Genomic DNA, 18,277 nt, shown 5'->3' on the forward strand with positions numbered 1-18,277 from the left:
ACGGCATGGACGCGCAACCGCTCTACGACCTCGCACCGGTGGCGTGGCTGCTGGGCATGGGCGTGCTGATCGCGCTGGGTCCGCTGCTGTGGGTGTGGCGCCGGCACGTGGGCGAGGGCGCCGGCCGCCGGCTGCAGGCGCTCACGGTGCTCACCCTGTTCCTCACCTTCGACCTGACGCTGTTCGGCGCCTTCACCCGCCTGTCCGATTCCGGCCTGGGCTGCCCCGACTGGCCCGGCTGCTACGGCAACGCCAGCCCGCTGGGCGCGCGCCACGAGATCGCCATGGCGCAGGCGGCCCAGCCCACCGGCCCGGTCACGCACGGCAAGGCCTGGGTGGAAATGGTGCACCGCTACCTGGCCACCAGCGTCGGCTTCCTGATCCTGGTGCTGGCCGTGACCACCTGGGTGGTCCGCCGCCGCGAGCGGCTGGCGCCGCAGGCGACGCGCCGCGGCGTGGCATCGCTGAGTGCCTGGTGGCCCGCGGCCACGCTGGTGTGGGTGTGCCTGCAGGGCGCCTTCGGCGCGCTCACCGTCACCTGGCGCCTCTATCCGGCCATCGTCACCCTGCACCTGCTGGGCGCGATGGTGCTGCTGGCGCTGCTGTGCATCCAGGCCGTTCGCTATGGCCACGCAGCGCAGGCGCGCCTGCCGGCGCCCATCGCCCCGGCGCTGCGCACCCTCCTGTGGTGGACGGCCGGCGTGGTGCTGCTGCAGATTGCGCTGGGCGGCTGGGTCAGCACCAACTACGCGGTGCTGGCCTGCACCCAGTTCCCGACCTGCCAGGACAGCTGGTGGCCGCCCATGAACTTCGCCCAGGGCTTCGAGATCTGGCGCGAGCTGGGCACCGCCAGCCATGGCGCGCCCATCGAATTCGCTGCGCTCACCGCCATCCACTACACGCACCGGCTGATGGCCTACCTGGCCTTCGCGTCCATCGGCGTGCTGGCCTGGCAGCTGCTGCGCCAGGCGCCGGCCCTGCGCGCGCAGGCGCGCTGGCTGATCGGCCTGGCGCTGCTGCAGCTGGCCACGGGCCTGGGCAACGTGCTGCTGGGCTGGCCGCTGGTCGCCGCGCTGCTGCACACCGGCGGCGCCGCCGCCCTCGCGGTGGTGCTGACCTGGACGCTGTGCGAAAGCCGGCGTGCCGCCGCCACCGTGCCGCACCGCCATTCGGCGGGCCTCGCTTCCAACAAGATCCTCGAACAATGAGCACGCCCTTGTCCGCCCAAGACAGCCATGGCGCCAACGTGCTGCGCCAGTACTACGCCCTTACCAAGCCTCGCGTGGTGCAGCTGATCGTCTTCTGCGCCTTCATCGGCATGGTGCTGGCCGTGCCCGGCATCCCGTCGTGGGACGACGTGGTGCAGGGGCTGTTCGCATGCATCGGCATCTGGCTGGTGGCTGCGGCCGCCGCCGCCTTCAACTGCCTGGTCGAGAAGGGCATTGACGCCAAGATGAAGCGCACCGCCTGGCGGCCCACCGCCCGCGGCGAGCTCAGCGACTGGCAGGCGCTGTCCTTCTCCGTCGTGCTGTGCGCGCTGGGCTCGGCCCTGCTGTGGTTCACGGTGAACCCGCTCACCATGTGGCTTACTTTCGCCACCTTCGTGGGCTACGCGGTGATCTACACCGTGATCCTGAAGCCGCTCACGCCGCAGAACATCGTGATCGGTGGCGCGTCGGGCGCCATGCCGCCGGTGCTGGGCTGGGCCGCGATGCGCGGCGACGTGGGGCCTGAGGCGCTGATCCTCTTCCTCATCATCTTCCTGTGGACGCCGCCGCACTTCTGGGCCCTGGCCCTGTACCGGGTGGAGGACTATCGCAAGGCCGGCCTGCCGATGCTGCCGGTGACGCACGGCAACGAGTTCACGCGCCTGCAGGTGCTGCTCTACACCTTCATCCTCTTTGCCGCCTGCCTGATGCCCTTCATCTACGGCATGAGCGGCTGGCTGTACCTGCTGGTGGCCGTCGGGGTGAGCGTGGGCTTCTCGGGCTATGCCTTCAAGCTGTGGCGCCACTACTCGGATGCGCTGGCGCGCAAGACCTTCCGATTCTCCCTGGTCCACCTGAGCGTGCTCTTCGCCGCGCTGCTGGTGGACCACTACATCACCTACTGACGACACATGAGCCCCACCATGAACAAGCGCGACCTGCTCAAGCTGCTGGCCGCCGGCGGCGCCACGCTGGGACTGGCCGGCTGCATGCAGAACAAGGCCAGCTTCAATGCGGTGGACATCACCGGCGCGGACTACGCCAAGGGCTTCTCGCTCAAGGACGCCAACGGCGCCACCCGCACCCTGGCCGACTTCAAGGGCAAGGTGGTGGTGCTCTTCTTCGGCTATGCCCAGTGCCCCGACGTGTGCCCCACCACCATGACCGAGATGGCGCAGGTCAAGCAGCAGCTGGGCGCGGACGCCGGCAAGCTGCAGGTGGTGTTCGTCACCGTGGACCCGGACCGCGACACGCCCGAGGTGATGAAGGCCTACATGGGCGCATTCGATCCTTCCTTCGTCGCGCTCATACCCACGCAGGAGCAGCTTGCCGCGCTGGCCAAGGACTTCAAGGTCTACTACAAGAAGGTGGAGGGCAAGACGCCCACCGCCTACTCCATGGACCATTCGGCCGCCAGCTACGTCTACGACCCCGAGGGCCGGCTGCGCCTCTATGCCCGCTACGGGCAGGGCGTGGCGCCCATGGTGGGCGACGTCAAGACGCTGCTGCAGGGCTGAACCCGCAGCGGCGTGCGCCCATGGCCGAAGGCAGCCTCGACCATCTCAAGTCGCGCAAGGGCGCCTATCGCATCGCCCTGATCGAGCCCGAGGTGCTGGAAGGCCTGAGCCTGGGCCTGCTCGAGACGGTCAACCTCAACGAGTTTCTCGCGCTGGACCTGCAACGGCTGGCGGCGCAGGTGGCGCAGCACATCGGGCTGGACCCGCAGGCCGATCGCCTGCTCGACACCCTGGCCATGCTGGCCGCGTTCAAGCCCATGCAGCGCCACGGCCACGTGTCGCGGGCCCTCTACGACCTGACGGCACTGCACGGCGAGCGCGACGCGGTGGCGCATCGGCTGGCCACCCACGCGAGCGACGTGGCCCGCTGCTGGGCCACGCAGTGGGTGACGCTCTCCGGCCTGCCGCTGGCGGCGCAACTGGAGGCCGTGCGTCGATTTGCCGCCGACACGCACTTCGGCGTGCGCGAGTTCGCATGGATGGCGGTACGAGACGCGGTGAGCACGGCGCCCGGCCAGGCGCTGGCGCTGCTGCAACCCTGGGCACTGGACGCCGACCCGAACATCCGGCGCTTCGCGAGCGAGCTGACCCGCCCGCGCGGCGTCTGGTGCGCGCAGATCGAGGCGTTGAAGTCCGAGCCCTGGCAGGCCCTGCCGCTGCTGGAGGCCCTGCGCGCGGACGGCAGCCGCTACGTGCAGAACTCCGTGGCCAACTGGCTCAACGACGCCAGCAAGACGCAAGGGCCCTGGGTCGATGAAACCTGCGAGCGCTGGCTGGGGAAAAGCGACTCGCCCGCTACGCGCTACATCGTGCAGCGGGCGCGGCGCACCCTGCGCAAGGGCGCCTGAGGCCGCCTGGCTTCGCGCGGCCAAGACCCGTTCGATCACTTCAGCCGCGTCCCCCGTGAGTGGCAGTGGGACCGAATCGTCCGCCCGGCGCAAGCTTTGGCGATCGAGACGTGACTTTCTGTGCATTTACTCAACGCTTTCCCGGGTTCTCGCATGACCAGGGAATAAATCGGCGCCCTCCGTGTTTGTAACAAACTGCAAGCTCGCAGTGGTACGGAGACTCCAGCATGAAGTATTTCCCGCTCGCCGCATTCGGCCTGGCCTTCCTGGCCGGCTGCGCTTCGACGTCCGCCAAGGCACCGGCCACGGCCGACCAGGGCATCCTGGTCGATGCCAAGCGCATGACGCTCTACACCTTCGACGCCGACAAGACGCCCGGCAAGTCCTCCTGCAACGGCCCGTGCGCGGTGAACTGGCCGCCCTTCATGGTCGCCGAGGGCGGGGCGCCCGTCGGCGAGTTCTCGGTGGTGGTGCGCGACGACGGCAAGAAGCAGTGGGCCTTCAAGGGCAAGCCGCTGTACTACTGGCCGGAGGACCAGGAACCGGGCGACCGCTACGGCGACAACTACCGCAACGTCTGGCACGTGGTCAAACCCTGAAGGCGAACGGGCTCGCATCCACATGAGCACCCTTCGATCTTCGACGAGCGGCCGGGGCCTGGCGGCACTCGTGCCGCGCGCCACGGCGGCGCTGCTGGCGCTGGCCTGTGCCGCCGCGCAGGCAGGCAACCTGCAGGTCACCGCACTCGACAAGGACGGCGCACCCGTTCCGGACGCCGTGGTCATCCTCCAGCCTGCGGGTGGCGGGGCGCCCAGGACGCCACTGCCAACTCGCGTGACCATCGTGCAGGAGAAGATGCGCTTCGTGCCCGCCACCAGCGTCGTGGCGGTGGGTGCCAAGGCGCGCTTCGTCAACAACGACACCTGGGACCACCATGTGCGCGCCTCGGCGGCCGGGCTGGCGCAGTTCAGCGCGAGCCCGGGCGAGGGCTTCGAGCTGATGCTCAACGGCAAGGCGGAAGGCAAGCCGGCCAGCATCGCCGACGCCAGCTTCGACAAGGCAGGCGCGGTGCTGCTGGGCTGCCACCTGCATCCCTCGATGCGGGGCCATGTCTACGTGAGCGATTCGCCTTGGGCTGCGCTCACCGGCGCGGACGGCAAGGTGACGATGGAAGATGTGCCCGACGGGCCGGTCGTGGTGCGCATCTGGCACCCGGACCAGCTCATCGACATCGCGCCGCAGACGCTCACGCTGACCAGCGCGGCGGCCGAGGCGAAGCTGCAACTCAACGTCGTGCCCAGGCGCCGCCGCATCTGAGAAAAGGCGACTCCGGCCGGCCTGCGCGCGCGGGCCGGCTCCGGGGTGGATCAGGCGGGCGTGCGCTGCTGGAACAGCAGGCGCACCGCCAGCGCGCCCAGCACCATGCCCATCAGCTGGTTCTGCAGCCGCATCCAGAAGCGGTTGCTGGCGAACCATTGCGAGATGCCGGCGGCGGACAGCGTGACCAGCAGGTTCACCGTGGCGCCGATGGCGACCTGCGTGCTGCCCAGCAGCAGGCTCTGACCCAGCACCGAGCCCGATTCGGGCGTGATGAACTGCGGCAGCACCGACAGGTAGAAGATCGCGACCTTGGGGTTCAGGATGCTGGTGAGCAGCCCCATGGTGAAGAGCTTGCGCGGCGACTGCGGCGCAAGCTCGCGCGTCTCGAAGGGCGAGCGTGCACCCGGGCGCAGCGCCTGCCAGGCCAGCCACAGCAGGTAGATGGCGCCGGCGATCTTCAGGATCTCGTAGCCCAGCGGCACGGCCATGAACAGGGCCGTGAGGCCCAGCGCCGCCGAGCACATGTGCACCGTGAAGCCCAGCACCACGCCGAACCACGACATCACCCCGGCCGCGCGGCCCTGGCACAGCGAGCGCGAGATCAGGTAGATCATGTTCGGCCCCGGGGTAAGAGCCATCAGCAGCGCGGCGCCGAAAAAGAGGATGAAGTGCGAGGTGGAGATCATGGGAGTCTCTCGACGATACCGGAAACCCGAAGGGCGCCGCGAGATACAGATCCAATGAAAAAGGCCCGCAACAGCGGGCCTTTCGTGAGCCGTCGAACCGTCCTCAGGCGGTGGCCAGCGCAGCCGGGCGCGACAGGCGCAGGGCATGCATCCAGGCGCGGCGCAGCACGGCGGGCGAGCGCGATTCCTCGGGAATCAGCAGGAAGCCGCGGTCGCGCAGGCTGGCACCCAGGCTCAGCTGGCTGGTCAGCACCGTGAGCGGAATTGCCAGCAGCAGCGGCAGGCCCACCGGCATCAGCCAGATCAGGGCGCTGGCGTCGATCATGGCGATGCCCAGGGCCAGCATGCCGACCACGATGCTCATCGGGGCCAGGGCGCTGGCGGCGTCGCGCCAACCCACTGCAGCGGCTTCCCGCGGAGGCGACTTCCAGTCCAGCTTGATGCCGGTGATGGCCACCAGCACGAACAGCGAGTGGGCCAGCATGCGCACCGGCGCCTGCACGATGGCCATGGCGCTTTCCATGAGCGAGCTCTTGACCAGGCCCCAGAAGCCGCCGTACTGGCGCTGTTCCTTGCGCATCAGGATGGCGGCGACGCCCAGGATGCGGGGCAGGAACAGCAGGCACAAGGTCCAGGCCCACAGGCCCGCCAGTTCCGCCGGCAGCACGTGCCAGTCGGCGACCAGGTTCGAGCCGGCCAGCCACAGCGTGGTGCCCAGCGTCAGGAAGGCCAGCCACAGGGGGGCCGACACATAGGCCATGGTGCCGGTGACGAACATCGCGCGGTGCACGGGGTGGATGCCGGGCTCGGCCATCAGCCGAGCGTTCTGCAGGTTGCCCTGGCACCAGCGGCGGTCGCGCTGCAGCTCGGCCAGAAGGTCCGGCGGCTGCTGCTCGTAGCTGCCCACCAGGTCGGCCACCAGCCACACGTGGTAGCCGGCGCGGCGCATCAGCGCGGCTTCGACGAAGTCGTGCGACATGATGCCGCCCGACATGCCGCCCTTGCCCTTGATGGGGGCCAGCGCGCAGTGCTGCATGAAGGGCTCGACGCGGATGATCGCGTTGTGGCCCCAGTAGTGGGATTCGCCCAGCTGCCAGAACTGCATGCCCAGCGTGAACAGGCGGCCCGTCACGCGCGAGGCGAACTGCTGGGCGCGTGCGTGCAGCGTCACGTGGCCGATGGCCTGCGTGGCGGTCTGGATGATGCCGGCGCTGGGGTTGGCTTCCATCAGCTTGACCATGGCGGTCAGGCAGTCGCCGCTCATCACCGAGTCGGCATCCAGCACGACCATGTAGCGGTAGTCCTTGCCCCAGCGGCGGCAGAAGTCGGCCACGTTGCCGGCCTTGCGGTGCGTGCGGCGGGTGCGCAGGCGGTAGTACACCTCCACCTGCGGCTGGTTCGGGTTCTCGGCCAGCGCGGCGCGCAGGTCTTCCCAGGCGGCGCGCTCGGCGTCGGCCATGCCATCCTGGTAGCTGTCGGACAGCACGAACACGTCGAATTGCTTCGCGTGGCCCGTGGCGGCGACCGATTCGCAGGTGGCGCGCAGGCCGGCGAACACGGTGGCCACGTCCTCGTTGCAGATCGGCATGATGATGGCCGTCCGCGCCTCGGGATTCATCGGGTGGTCGGCGACCTGCCTGGCCGACAGGGCGTGCTTGTCGCCGCGCACCGAGACGTAGAAGCCCATGAGTGCGGTGACGAAGCCGGTCACGACCCAGCCTGACAGGATGGCGTAGAGCGCGATCTGGCCGTACTGCAGCAGGGCGTTGTCGTACTCGGGCTGGATGGTGGCGAACAGGCAGGCGGCCAGCACGGTGCTCAGCACCGTCAGCAGGACGAAGGTGGAGCGGCGGCGCTCGGCAGCACGCTGCCAGGGCTGGCGGGCCTCGGGCGCGGCGGCCTGGCGGCGGGCGCCGCCCGCACCCAGGCGCACCAGCAGGCCGGTGCCGATGCTGTTCCAGAAACCACGCCAGGGACGCGGCACCATCGAGCCGCGGTTCAGCGGGGGGGCGGTGACGGAATTGGGGTGGCGCTCTTCACGGGCGGCGGGGCGAGCGGCGACAAAGTCGCTTTCGCCCAGCACGCGCAGCTGGGAAAAATCGTTGGGCTTCATCGGCGCCTTTAGAAAGCTTGTTTGTCGCGGACCGGCGTGTCGCCGATTGCCGGAAAGCGCTTGAATACGCTGTCTGGCGCCATCCCGTTACCCGACTCGAGCGAGCCGGACAGTTGGGTCGCCGCGCGTGGCCGCGAGGGCGAAACGTGCTTGTGGCGCAGGCCGTACTGGGGCGAGCGCGTGGCGAAAGATGGGCTGGAAAGTGTCGTCATGCGAGCTATAGGGCAATCCCTGTGCCAGCATGGAAAAACGCTTCCAAATCAACCACTTGCGAGAGCGTGGTCTGGGTTTTTCGGCCCATTCGCCGATCTTGGCCCTCAAAACCCTCGTTTTTGTCGCCGGATCACGACAAGGCCATTCAGCCCAAAAAATTAGTTATTGAAAATCAACAACTTAGGGCTGTCGCTCGTCGGCGACGCCCTCTGCGGAGCCCGCCACGGGTCCCTTGAAGGAGCCCGGCGTCAGCTCGTGTTTCTGCAGCAGCCGGTAGAACTCCGTGCGGTTGCGGTCGGCCAGGCGGGCAGCGTCCGCAACGTTGCCGTCGGTGAGCTTGAGCAGGCCCACCAGGTAGTCGCGCTCGAAGCGCTGCTTGGCTTCGGCATAGGTCTGCACTTCCACCGTGGGCACCCGCAGGGCCCGCTGCACCAGGGCCAGCGGCACCAGGGGCGAGGTGGACAGGGCGCAGACCTGCTCCACCACGTTGTAGAGCTGGCGCACGTTGCCCGGCCAGGGCGCGGTGGTCAGGGCCTTCAATGCCTCCGGGGCAAATCCCGACAGCCGCTTGTTGTACTTGCCGGCCAGGCGCTGCAGGAAATGGTTGGCCAACAGGGGAATGTCCTCGCGACGCGCTGCCAGCGAGGGCAGGTTCAGTGTCACGACGTTGAGACGGTAGTACAGGTCCTCGCGGAACTGCCCGGCCTCCATGGCGGCGTCCAGGTCGCGGTGGGTGGCCGAGATGATGCGCACGTCGACCTGGATCGACTGGCTGCCGCCCAGCGGCCGCACCGCCCGCTCCTGCAGCACGCGCAGGAGCTTGACCTGCAGGGCGGGCGGCATGTCGCCGATTTCGTCCAGCAGCAGGGTGCCGCCGTCGGCCTGCTGGAACAGGCCCTTGTGGTTGGCATGCGCGTCGGTGAAGGCACCCTTCATGTGGCCGAAGAGCTCGGACTCGAGCAGCGCCTCGGGAATGGCCCCGCAGTTCACCGCCACAAAGGGCTTTTCCGCCCGCGAGCTGGCCTTGTGGATGGCGCGTGCCAGCAACTCCTTGCCCGCGCCGCTGTCGCCGCGCAGCAGCACGCTGGCGTCGGACTTGGCCACCATGCGCGCCTCGGCCAGCAGCTCGGCCATGCGGTTGCTTCGGCTGACGATCTCGGAGCGCCAGCTCTCGTCGCCCGCGCCCTTGGCGGGCAGCACGGCCGGCGCGGCCAGCGACAGCGCCTGGCCGATCTTGTCGAGCAGCTCGCGTGCGTCGTAGGGCTTGGTGAGGTAGCCGAACACGCCGCGCGCGGTGGCTTCCACGGCGTCGGGGATGGTGCCGTGCGCGGTGAGCAGGATCACCGGCAGCGTCGGGTGCTGCTGGCGGATCTGGTCGAACAACTGCAGGCCGTCCTTGCCGGGCAGTCGCACGTCGCTGAGCACCAGCTGCGGATGCTCGATCTCCAGCTGGGTCAGCGCCGATTCCGCCGAAGTCACCGCCGTCACCTGGTAGCCGGCGCCGGTCAGGCGCATCGACAGCAGTCGCAGCATGTCCGGGTCGTCGTCCACCACCAGCAGGCGGGCGCCGCGGTGGGTGTTCTCGGGAATCGCGCTGCTCATGGCTTGGTGGCGCTGGGGGCCGGCGCGGCCGGCACCGCCGGCGGATGGTTGCTGGGACGCGAGAAGCTGCGCTCGATGGCGCGCAGCGCTTCCAGGCGGTCGGTGAGCTGGTCGATGCGGCGCTGGCTGTCGCGCAGCTGCTGCGCCTGCTTCTCGCGCTCTTCCTCCACCTTGCGCTGCTCGCCGTAGCGGGCCCCCAGGGTGCGCGCCAGGGGTGCGAGCTGCTGGGCTTCGGGCGTGGTGCCGCTGGCCACGCGCTGCATCAGGCCCTGGGCGCGGATCAGGTCCGGGCCCTGGCGGGTCTGGGCCAGGGCCATGGCCAGCTGCATCTGCGACAGCGGCACCTCGCCGGGCTCGCCCAGGCGGCTGATCTCGTTGCCCAGGTCATTGGGGTTGAGGGTTCGCACCTTGTCGGCATAGGCCAGCGCGGCGGCGACCTGGCCGGAGGTGGCGGCGATGAAATTGATGGCCGGCTGGGTGGCCGGCGCGCTGGGCTCGGCCTCGACCGGGATCACGGGCGCGGGCAGGGTCTGGACCACGGGCGCCGGGGCCGTCGCGGGTGCCGGCTTGAGCACGGCGGGCGACGAGCAGGCAGCCAGCAGCACCGGTGCGGCGGCGGCAGCCCAGAGCGAGACAGTTCTGCGGGCAGACAGGAACAACGACATGAAGGACAGGAAAGGGGGCGCAGGACAGGAAGAATGGGACGGGCTCAGGCAGTGCGCGGCAGTTCGATGCGAAAGCGGGCGCCCGGTCCGTCGGTCAGCAGTTCGACACTGCCGCCATGGGCTGCAATGTACTCCTGCACGATGGAAAGGCCGATACCAGTGCCTTTCACCGCATGCTCGGGCTGGCGCTCTCCACGGAAGAAGGGTTCGAAGATGCGTTCACGGTCGCCATCGGCAATGCCGGGGCCGGCGTCGCAGATGTCGATGCGCGCCACGCCGGGCCCGCTGGACACCGCCAGCGTGATCAGCCCGCCGCGCGCAGAGAAACGGATCGCGTTCGAGAGAAGATTGGCAAGCGCCGTGCCCAGCTTGACGCGGTCGGCGGCGACCTGCAGGTCCTCGCCCTCGGCGCGCACCTCCAGGCCCTGCGCCTGCCATTGCAGCCGCTGGGCATAGACCTGCTCCTCGATCAACGGCAGCAGCGGCACGCGCTCGCGGTGCAGTTGGCGCGCCTCGAATGCGGCGGCGTTGAAGCGCAGCAGCGCCTCGATCTGCCCCTGCAGCGCCACGGTGTTCTGCTGCAGGATCTGGGCGACCTCGCGTTGCGCCGGGTTCAACGCGCCGGTCACGCCGTCTTCCAGCAGCGACACGCCTTCGCGCAGCGCGGCCAGCGGCGTCTTCAGCTCATGCGACACGTGGCGCAGGAAGCGCGCCTTGTCGGCGTCCAGCTCGGTCAGGCGCAGGCGCAGCCATTCCAGCTGCTCCGACACGCGGCGCACGTCGGCCGGGCCGCGGATGTCGATAGGTTCGTCCAGGCGGTTCTCTCCCAGGCCGACGATGGCTCGCTCCAGGTGCTTGAAAGGCCGCGCCAGCCAGACGCCGAAGGCCAGCGCCAGGACCAGGGCCACGCCGCTGGCGGCCAGCACTTCGCTCATCAGGCGGCGGCGGGCGCTCTCGATGCGGTCGGCCAGCGCCTTGTTCTGCGCCTCGATCAGCGTCTGGGCCTGCTGCGCGATCTGCGTGTTGTTGCCGTCCAGGTCGCGGAACTGCAGCGCCATGCTGCTCTCGCGCGCCAGGGCGGTTTCCTGCGGGCCGGTGAGCAGCGACTCGATGGAGCCGATCTGCTTGCGCCATTCGTCGGCGGCCTCCACCGGCAGGCCGTTGGCCACCAGGCGGTCGATGGCGCCGTGCGCGTCGCGCGCCGCATCCTCGAAGCGGCGGCGCAGCACGCCGTCGTTGAGCACCAGCGACTGACGCCCGGCGCGCTCCATGGCGGCGCTGCGCTCGGCCAGCGACTGGGCCGAGCCCGAAAGCGTGAGGGCGCGCGCCGCGGCATCGCGGCTCTGGGTCATGAGGCCGTCGTACTGGAACACCGAGCGCAGCGCCACGCCCACCAGCAGCGCGGTGATCAGGAGGAAGCCGAAGAGCAGCAACTGCTGGAAGGAGCCGCGGGCGGACTTGAGGTTTCCCATCAGGCGGCCAGCACCGTGCCGCCGGCCTGCTGCAACGCGGAGCCCTCGCGGGTGGGCACCTCGCCGCGCAGCGTGTAGGACATCGAGCGGGTGATGCGCAGCTCGATCATCTGGCCGACCAGGCGGTGGTCGCCCTGGAAGTTGACCACGCGGTTGCACTCGGTGCGGCCCATCAGCTCGTCGGCGTCGCGGCGGGAAGCGCCTTCCACCAGCACGCGCTGCAGCGTGCCCACGCGGCTCTCGCCGATGCGCTTGACGTTGTCGTCGATGCTCTTCTGCAGCTGGTGCAGGCGCGCGAGCTTGACCTCGTGCGGCGTGTCGTCGTGCAGGGCGGCCGCGGGCGTGCCGGGACGCGGGCTGAAGATGAAGCTGAAGCTGGAGTCGAAGCCGACGTCCTCGATCAGCTTCATCATCCGGCCGAAGTCTTCATCGGTCTCGCCCGGGAAGCCGACGATGAAGTCGCTGGACAGCGCGATGTCCGGCCGGATGGCTCGCAGCTTGCGCACCGTGCTCTTGTATTCCATGGCCGTGTAGCCGCGCTTCATCGCCATCAGGATGCGGTCGCTGCCGTGCTGCACCGGCAGGTGCAGGTGGTTCACCAGCTGCGGCACCTTGGCATAGGCCTCGATCAGGCGCGGCGTGAACTCGTTGGGGTGGCTGGTGGTGTAGCGGATGCGCTCGATGCCCGGGATGTCGGCCACGTACTCGATGAGCAGGGCGAAGTCGGCGATCTCGCTCGTGTCGCCCATCTTCCCGCGGTAGGCGTTGACGTTCTGGCCCAGCAGGGTCACTTCGCGCACGCCCTGCGCGGCCAGGCCGGCCACCTCGACCAGCACGTCGTCGAAGGGGCGGCTGACTTCCTCGCCGCGGGTGTAGGGCACCACGCAGTAGCTGCAGTACTTGGAGCAGCCTTCCATGATCGAGACGAAAGCCGTGGCGCCTTCCACCCGCGCGGGCGGCAGGTTGTCGAACTTCTCGATTTCCGGAAAGCTGATGTCCACCTGCGGGCGGTCCAGGCGCTCGCGCCGGGCCAGCAGCTCGGGCAGGCGGTGCAGGGTCTGCGGGCCGAACACCACGTCCACGTAGGGCGCGCGGGCGATGATGGCGTCGCCTTCCTGGCTGGCCACGCAGCCGCCCACGCCGATCTTCACGCCCCTGGCCTTGAGGTGCTTCACGCGGCCCAGGTCGGAGAACACCTTCTCCTGGGCCTTCTCGCGCACCGAGCAGGTGTTGAAGAGGATGAGGTCGGCTTCCTCCACGTCCTGGGTGGGCTCGTAGCCCTGTGCGGCGTTCAGCACGTCGGCCATCTTGTCCGAGTCGTACTCGTTCATCTGGCAGCCGAAGGTTTTGATGAAGACTTTCTTGGTCATGGGGTGCCCGTCGAGGGTGGGTCAGGTGGGCGATCGGTCAATGGAAAGGAGATGCCTCCGGCGCGGGGCATCGTCCAGACCCCGCGCGTCGCGTCGTGTTGTCGTCATGGCTGGCCCGCCGCGGCCAGCCGGCCCGTCCTACTGGCCGTAGCCCGGCAACTGGTTGTAGGGCGTGGTGCCGTCGTCGCGCGGGCCGGTGTTGGCGACGAAGGGCCAGAAATTGAAGAAGGGCTTCGGGGCGCCCGCGCGCTTGGTGCCGGCTTCCAGGTTGTTCAGGATCCAGATCTGGTTGACCATGCCCGAAGTGGCTTCCCGGGTGTAGTTCACCGCGAAGCTCTGGCCCGCCAGCGATGCGGGCGAGGTCAGCATGCGCTGGGCGCTCTGCACGCGCACACCCGGCGACAGGCGGGCGGCCTGGCCGTCGAGCAGGATCGCGGGCGGCGCGCCGAAGCTGATCTCGCCGCGCAGGGCGTTCATGGGAAAGACGCGGCCGCCGACGGCGGCTTCTGGCTGGCCCTGGAGCACGTCGTCCTGCGCGTGGGCGGCCGGCAGTTGCAGCAGCGACGTGACAGCGGCTGCAGCGATGAAGAGGGTCTTGATGGAACTTGTGGCGATGCAGCGGTTCATGGGGTATATCCAGAGGCTGAGCGGGCGATTTTACGAGACAGGTGTCGGCCCCGCCCCACGGCCGGCCACCATGGCTTTACCTATCTTTACGGAAGGCATGGACGCGCGGGCCCCGTCACTGGTCCAATAGTTGCCTTTGGTAACGATCTCAGAGTGTCGGTCCAAATTTGCCTCACGTCGCCCCCGTTGTTGTTATTTGCCCCATGAAGAAAAAAGTCGTCCTGCCCTTGCTGGCTGTCCTGGTTCTCGGGGGCGCGGCCTTCTGGTGGAACTCGGGCCGGCAGGCCACCAATGGCGCGGTGTCCCAACAACAGAACGGCAGCGGCGAGAACGCTGCGCCGCGCGCGGCCGGCGCGCCCGCCCTGGTCACGCTGGCCAAGGCCAGCAGGCAGGACGTGCCGATCACCGTGCAGGTCAACGGCAGCGTGGTCTCGCTCAACAGCGTGGACCTGCGCCCGCAGATCACCAACACCATCCGCGAGGTGCACGTGAAGGAGGGCCAGTTCGTCAAGGCCGGCCAGCTGCTCTTCACGCTGGACGAGCGCGCCGACCAGGCCAACCTGGCCAAGGCGAAGGCCCAGCAGCTCAAGGACGAGGCCACCCTGGCCGACCTGCAGCGCCAATACAAGCGCAACCAGGAGTTGCTGGCGCAGAACTTCATTTCCAAGAGCGCGGCCGACGCAACGCTGGCGCAGCTCGATGCGCAGCGCGCCGCCGTGGCGGCCGACAAGGCGGCGGTGCAGGCGGCGCAGGTGGCGCTGAGCTACTCGACGCTGAGCGCGCCCATTGCCGGGCGCATCGGCGCCGTCAACGTCTATCCGGGCAGCCTGGTGCAGCCCAGCGCCTCCCTGCTGACCATCACCCAGCTCGACCCCATTGCCGTGAGCTTCCCGGTGCCCGAGGACAAGCTGCAGGACCTGCTGGCGGCGGCGCGCGGCCGCACCGAGGTCAAGGCCATCGTGCCCGGCCGCCAGCCGATCGAAGGCACGCTGGACTTCGTCGACAACACGGTCGATCCGCAGATCGGCACCGTGCGTGCCAAGGCGGTGTTCAAGAACCCCGACCAGGGCCTGTGGCCCGGCCAGTTCGTCGAGACGCACGTGACGGTGCGCACCCTGAAGGACGCGACCGTGATTCCTGCCACCGCCGTCATGCTGCTGGCCGACGGCAACTCGGTCTACGTGGTGGACGAGCAGCGCAACGCCACCCGGCGCAAGGTGGAGCCGATCTACAACTTCGGCACCCGGGTGGTGGTGAAAGGCCTGGAGGCCGGCGAGCAGGTGGTGCTGGAAGGCAAGCAGAACGTCCGGCCCGGCGGCAAGGTGCGCACCGATGCGCCCGCGCCGCGCCCGCAGCCCCCGGCGGCCGAGCCCCCGGGCGGTCCCACCGGCCCCGGCGCCGCCTCGGCGCGGCCTGAACCGATCGGACCCGTGGCGCAGCGGAGCCAGTAATGAACATCTCCGAGCTGTGCATCCGCCGTCCGGCGATGACGGTGCTGCTGTCCTGCGCCGTGGTGGTGATCGGCATCTTTGCCTACTTCCGCATCCCGGTGGCGGCGCTGCCCAGCTACAACACGCCGGTCATCAACGTCTCGGCGCAGCTGCCGGGGGCCAGCCCCGACACCATGGCCTCGTCCGTGGCGCTGCCGCTGGAAAAGCAGTTCTCCACCATCCCGGGACTGTCGACCATCAGCTCGGTCAACACCCAGGGCACCACCTCCATCACGCTGGAGTTCGTGAGCACCCGCGACATCGACGCGGCCGCGGTCGACGTGCAGGCCGCCCTGCTGCGCGCACAGCGCCAACTGCCGGCCGAGCTGACGCAGCTGCCCTCCTACCGCAAGGTGAACCCGGCCGACGCGCCGGTGCTGCTGATCGCGATGACCTCGGAGTCGATGTCGCCGGCGCAGCTCAACGACTATGCCGAGAACCTGGTGGCGCCGACGCTGTCCACCATCGACGGCGTGGCTCAGGTGCTGGTGTACGGCCAGAAGCGCTTCGCGGTGCGCATCAAGGCCAACGCCGACCTGCTCAATGCGCGCAGCATCACGCTGGACGAACTGGCCAACGCGGTGCGCCTGGCCAATGCCAACACGCCGGTGGGCGTGCTGGACGGCCCGCGCCAGACGCTGACCATCCAGGCCAACCAGCAGCTGCTCAAGGCCGACGAGTTCAAGCGGCTCATCGTCGGCCAGCGCAACGGCGCACCGGTGCGCCTGGACGAAGTGGCCACGGTGGAAGACAGCTACGAGTCGGTCAAGACCGCCAGCAGCTACAACGGCCAGCGCTCCATCACCCTGGCGGTGCAGCGCCAGCCCAACGCCAACACGGTGGAGGTGGTGGACGCGGTGCGCGCGCTGATCCCGCGCTTCCAGGCGCAGCTGCCGCAGTCGGTGGAGATCCATCCGGTGAACGACCGCTCGGTCTCCATCCGCGAGGCGGTGCACGACGTGCAACTCACGCTGCTGGGCACCATCGCGCTGGTGGTGCTGGTGATCTTCCTGTTCCTGCACAGGCTGGTGGCCACGCTGATTCCGGCGGCCACCATCCCGATCTCGCTGGTGGGCGCGGTGGCGCTGCTCTACGCCTTCGGCTATAGCCTGGACAACGTCTCGCTGCTGGGCATCACGCTCGCGGTGGGGTTGGTGGTGGACGACGCGATCGTGGTGCTGGAAAACATCATGCGCTACGTCGAGAAGGGCATGGAGCCCATGGCGGCCGCCCTGCGCGGCGCGCGCGAGGTGGGCTTCACCATCGTCTCCATCTCGATCTCGCTGGTGGCGGTGTTCATCCCCATCTTCTTCATGCCCGGCGTGATCGGCCTGCTGTTCCACGAGTTCGCGGTGGTGGTGGCGCTGGCGGTGCTGGTGTCGGCCATCGTGTCGCTCACGCTGGTGCCCATGCTGGCCAGCCGCCTGCTCAAGCACACGCCCCGCGAAGGCGGCGGCCACGCCGAGGACCACGAGGAAAGCCACCCGGAGCCCGGCACCGCGATCGGCCGCGCCTTCGAGCGCCTCTACCGCGGCGTGCACGCCACCTACATGCGCACGCTGGACTGGACGCTGGGGCGCCGCCCGCTGATGCTCCTGCTGGCGCTGGGCACCTTCGTTGTCACCGGCTGGCTGGCGGTGTCCATGCCCAAGGGCTTCTTCCCCGAGGAAGACATCGGCCAGATCCAGGTCACGACCGAGGCGGCCGAGGACATCTCCTTCCCCGCCATGCTGGCGCTGCAGGACCGCGTGGCGCAGGCCATCGGCGAGGACCCGAACGTGGGCGACGTGAGCTCCTTCGTCGGCGTGGGCGGCCCCACCGCCACGCAGAACAGCGGCCGGCTGTTCGTGGTGCTCAAGCCCCGCGCCGAGCGCCTGCCGATGGCGCAGGTGCTGGAGTCGCTGCGCAAGCGCTTCCGCGACATCCCCGGCGTTGCCGTGTACATGCAGCCCACGCAGAACCTGCGCCTGGGCGGTCGCCAGAGCAAGGCGCGCTACCAGTACACGCTGCAGAGCGTGAGCGCCGGCTCGCTCGGCGAATGGGCCGGCAGGCTGATGGAGAAGCTGCGTGCCGACCCCGCCTTCCGCGACGTCACCAGCGACTCGCAGAACCGCGGCCTGCAGGCCACGCTGAACATCGACCGCGACAAGGCCGGCGTGCTGGGCGTGGCCATCGGCGACCTGCGCACGGCCCTGTACAACGCCTACGGCGACCGCCAGATCGGCAGCATCTACGGCCCCAGCAACACCTACCAGGTGATCCTGGCCGCGGCCGACAGCGACCGCCAGTTCGAGGACGACATGTCGCGCCTGTCGGTGCGCAACAAGGCGGGCCAGCTGGTGCCGCTGTCGGCCTTCTCCACCGTGCGCCGCACCGTCGGCCCGACGGCCGTGAACCACCAGGGCCAGCTGCAGGCGGTGACCGTGTCCTTCAACCTCGCGCCCAACGTGCCGCTGGGCGAGGCTACGCAAAAGATCGACCGCTTCGCTGCCGACCTGAAGATGCCGGCGGACATCATCACCAGCTACGGCGGCGACGCCGCGGTGTTCCAGAGCTCGCAGGGCAGCCAGGCGGCGCTGCTGATCATCGCGGTGCTGGTCATCTACGTGCTGCTGGGCGTGCTGTACGAAAGCTACATCCACCCCCTCACCATCCTGGCCGGCCTGCCCTCGGCGGCGGTGGGCGCGCTGCTGTCGCTCAAGCTCTTCGGCTTCGACCTCACGCTGATTGCCACCATCGGCATCCTGCTGCTCATCGGCATCGTGAAGAAGAACGCGATCATGCTGATCGACTTCGCGCTGGAAGCGCAGCGGATGCAGAACCTCACGCCCGTGGAGGCCATCCGCGAGGCCTGCCGGCTGCGCTTCCGTCCCATCCTGATGACCACGCTGGCCGCGCTGATGGGCGCGCTGCCCCTGGCGCTGGGCCTGGGCGCCGGCGCCGAGCTGCGCCAGCCGCTGGGCGTGGCGGTGGTGGGCGGCCTGATCTTCTCGCAGGTGATCACGCTCTACATCACGCCGGCCATCTACCTGGCGCTGGACCGCTACAGCGGCACCGGGCCGCTGCAGGACCTTCCGGGTGCTGCGCCGGCGGAAGCCGGCAGCGCCGCGGCGCACTGACGCGAAAGGGCGCCGTCGGCACCGGCG

The 18,277-nt window shown here is 69.2% G+C and carries 16 protein-coding genes; 8 read left to right on the forward strand and 8 right to left on the reverse strand.

Features of this window, described 5'->3' with window-relative positions; genetic code table 11:
* Positions 1-5: 5 nt before the first annotated feature.
* From BM345_RS16010 to BM345_RS16035, 6 genes are all read left to right on the forward strand, one after another.
* The gene (locus BM345_RS16010) at positions 6-1,208 is read left to right on the forward strand and encodes a COX15/CtaA family protein (RefSeq protein ID WP_093381174.1); all 1,203 of its coding nucleotides are present in this window, start codon (positions 6-8) and stop codon (positions 1,206-1,208) included.
* Entirely contained in the window at positions 1,205-2,113 is a 909-nt protein-coding gene (gene cyoE / locus BM345_RS16015) for a heme o synthase (protein ID WP_093381033.1), read from the forward strand. The genes BM345_RS16010 and cyoE overlap by 4 nt, the downstream gene beginning before the upstream one ends.
* 18 nt (positions 2,114-2,131) lie before the next feature.
* Positions 2,132-2,725 (forward strand): SCO family protein, encoded by a 594-nt coding sequence (locus tag BM345_RS16020; protein WP_175545034.1) that lies wholly within the window; start codon positions 2,132-2,134, stop codon positions 2,723-2,725.
* A gap of 20 nt (positions 2,726-2,745) precedes the next feature.
* Positions 2,746-3,573: a DNA alkylation repair protein gene (locus BM345_RS16025; RefSeq protein WP_093381036.1), complete on the forward strand. Its 828-nt coding sequence runs from the start codon at positions 2,746-2,748 to the stop codon at positions 3,571-3,573.
* 227 nt (positions 3,574-3,800) lie between these two features.
* Complete coding sequence (locus tag BM345_RS16030) at positions 3,801-4,172, forward strand: COG4315 family predicted lipoprotein (protein ID WP_093381038.1); 372 nt, start codon at positions 3,801-3,803, stop codon at positions 4,170-4,172.
* A gap of 22 nt (positions 4,173-4,194) precedes the next feature.
* Complete coding sequence (locus tag BM345_RS16035) at positions 4,195-4,890, forward strand: cupredoxin domain-containing protein (RefSeq protein WP_254789757.1); 696 nt, start codon at positions 4,195-4,197, stop codon at positions 4,888-4,890.
* A gap of 50 nt (positions 4,891-4,940) precedes the next feature.
* Here BM345_RS16035 and BM345_RS16040 read toward each other — a convergent pair whose 3' ends face one another.
* The 8 genes from BM345_RS16040 to BM345_RS16075 all read right to left on the reverse strand — a co-directional run bounded on the left by BM345_RS16040 (position 4,941) and on the right by BM345_RS16075 (position 13,641).
* The gene (locus BM345_RS16040; RefSeq protein WP_093381039.1) at positions 4,941-5,579 is read right to left on the reverse strand and encodes a LysE family translocator; all 639 of its coding nucleotides are present in this window, start codon (positions 5,577-5,579) and stop codon (positions 4,941-4,943) included.
* Between the two features lie 103 nt (positions 5,580-5,682).
* Positions 5,683-7,692, reverse strand: coding sequence for a glucans biosynthesis glucosyltransferase MdoH (gene mdoH / locus BM345_RS16045; RefSeq protein ID WP_093381041.1), 2,010 nt, complete (start codon positions 7,690-7,692; stop codon positions 5,683-5,685).
* Positions 7,693-7,700: 8 nt separating this feature from the next.
* Entirely contained in the window at positions 7,701-7,904 is a 204-nt protein-coding gene (locus BM345_RS16050) for a hypothetical protein (RefSeq protein WP_093381043.1), read from the reverse strand.
* A gap of 181 nt (positions 7,905-8,085) precedes the next feature.
* Positions 8,086-9,507, reverse strand: a complete 1,422-nt coding sequence (locus tag BM345_RS16055; protein WP_093381045.1) for a sigma 54-interacting transcriptional regulator — start codon at positions 9,505-9,507, stop codon at positions 8,086-8,088.
* Entirely contained in the window at positions 9,504-10,172 is a 669-nt protein-coding gene (locus tag BM345_RS16060; protein ID WP_093381046.1) for a hypothetical protein, read from the reverse strand. The genes BM345_RS16055 and BM345_RS16060 overlap by 4 nt, the downstream gene beginning before the upstream one ends.
* Positions 10,173-10,216: 44 nt before the next feature.
* Entirely contained in the window at positions 10,217-11,644 is a 1,428-nt protein-coding gene (locus tag BM345_RS16065; protein ID WP_093381048.1) for a sensor histidine kinase, read from the reverse strand.
* The gene (miaB, locus tag BM345_RS16070; RefSeq protein ID WP_093381049.1) at positions 11,644-13,014 is read right to left on the reverse strand and encodes a tRNA (N6-isopentenyl adenosine(37)-C2)-methylthiotransferase MiaB; all 1,371 of its coding nucleotides are present in this window, start codon (positions 13,012-13,014) and stop codon (positions 11,644-11,646) included. The genes BM345_RS16065 and miaB overlap by 1 nt, the downstream gene beginning before the upstream one ends.
* A 138-nt stretch (positions 13,015-13,152) precedes the next feature.
* Positions 13,153-13,641, reverse strand: coding sequence for a hypothetical protein (locus BM345_RS16075; protein WP_093381051.1), 489 nt, complete (start codon positions 13,639-13,641; stop codon positions 13,153-13,155).
* A 203-nt stretch (positions 13,642-13,844) separates the two neighbouring features.
* On the opposite strand from BM345_RS16075, the gene BM345_RS16080 reads away from it, so the two are divergent.
* Positions 13,845-15,092 (forward strand): efflux RND transporter periplasmic adaptor subunit, encoded by a 1,248-nt coding sequence (locus tag BM345_RS16080; RefSeq protein ID WP_093381053.1) that lies wholly within the window; start codon positions 13,845-13,847, stop codon positions 15,090-15,092.
* On the forward strand, positions 15,092-18,250 hold the full coding sequence (locus BM345_RS16085; protein WP_093381054.1) for an efflux RND transporter permease subunit: 3,159 nt from the start codon (positions 15,092-15,094) through the stop codon (positions 18,248-18,250). The genes BM345_RS16080 and BM345_RS16085 overlap by 1 nt, the downstream gene beginning before the upstream one ends.
* The last annotated feature ends 27 nt before the right edge of the window (positions 18,251-18,277 follow it).

This window comes from Variovorax sp. OV329, from assembly GCF_900114785.1.
In the GTDB taxonomy this organism is placed as follows: Bacteria; Pseudomonadota; Gammaproteobacteria; order Burkholderiales; family Burkholderiaceae_C; genus Variovorax.

What these genes read in the sequence shown, in the direction of transcription:
- BM345_RS16010 (WP_093381174.1), top strand. Translation starts at nt 6, where the DNA reads ATGGACGCGCAACCGCTCTACGACCTCGCACCGGTGGCGTGGCTGCTG.
- cyoE (WP_093381033.1), top strand. Translation starts at nt 1,205, where the DNA reads ATGAGCACGCCCTTGTCCGCCCAAGACAGCCATGGCGCCAACGTGCTG.
- BM345_RS16020 (WP_175545034.1), top strand. Translation starts at nt 2,132, where the DNA reads ATGAACAAGCGCGACCTGCTCAAGCTGCTGGCCGCCGGCGGCGCCACG.
- BM345_RS16025 (WP_093381036.1), top strand. Translation starts at nt 2,746, where the DNA reads ATGGCCGAAGGCAGCCTCGACCATCTCAAGTCGCGCAAGGGCGCCTAT.
- BM345_RS16030 (WP_093381038.1), top strand. Translation starts at nt 3,801, where the DNA reads ATGAAGTATTTCCCGCTCGCCGCATTCGGCCTGGCCTTCCTGGCCGGC.
- BM345_RS16035 (WP_254789757.1), top strand. Translation starts at nt 4,195, where the DNA reads ATGAGCACCCTTCGATCTTCGACGAGCGGCCGGGGCCTGGCGGCACTC.
- BM345_RS16040 (WP_093381039.1), bottom strand. Translation starts at nt 5,579, where the DNA reads ATGATCTCCACCTCGCACTTCATCCTCTTTTTCGGCGCCGCGCTGCTG.
- mdoH (WP_093381041.1), bottom strand. Translation starts at nt 7,692, where the DNA reads ATGAAGCCCAACGATTTTTCCCAGCTGCGCGTGCTGGGCGAAAGCGAC.
- BM345_RS16050 (WP_093381043.1), bottom strand. Translation starts at nt 7,904, where the DNA reads ATGACGACACTTTCCAGCCCATCTTTCGCCACGCGCTCGCCCCAGTAC.
- BM345_RS16055 (WP_093381045.1), bottom strand. Translation starts at nt 9,507, where the DNA reads ATGAGCAGCGCGATTCCCGAGAACACCCACCGCGGCGCCCGCCTGCTG.
- BM345_RS16060 (WP_093381046.1), bottom strand. Translation starts at nt 10,172, where the DNA reads ATGTCGTTGTTCCTGTCTGCCCGCAGAACTGTCTCGCTCTGGGCTGCC.
- BM345_RS16065 (WP_093381048.1), bottom strand. Translation starts at nt 11,644, where the DNA reads ATGGGAAACCTCAAGTCCGCCCGCGGCTCCTTCCAGCAGTTGCTGCTC.
- miaB (WP_093381049.1), bottom strand. Translation starts at nt 13,014, where the DNA reads ATGACCAAGAAAGTCTTCATCAAAACCTTCGGCTGCCAGATGAACGAG.
- BM345_RS16075 (WP_093381051.1), bottom strand. Translation starts at nt 13,641, where the DNA reads ATGAACCGCTGCATCGCCACAAGTTCCATCAAGACCCTCTTCATCGCT.
- BM345_RS16080 (WP_093381053.1), top strand. Translation starts at nt 13,845, where the DNA reads ATGAAGAAAAAAGTCGTCCTGCCCTTGCTGGCTGTCCTGGTTCTCGGG.
- BM345_RS16085 (WP_093381054.1), top strand. Translation starts at nt 15,092, where the DNA reads ATGAACATCTCCGAGCTGTGCATCCGCCGTCCGGCGATGACGGTGCTG.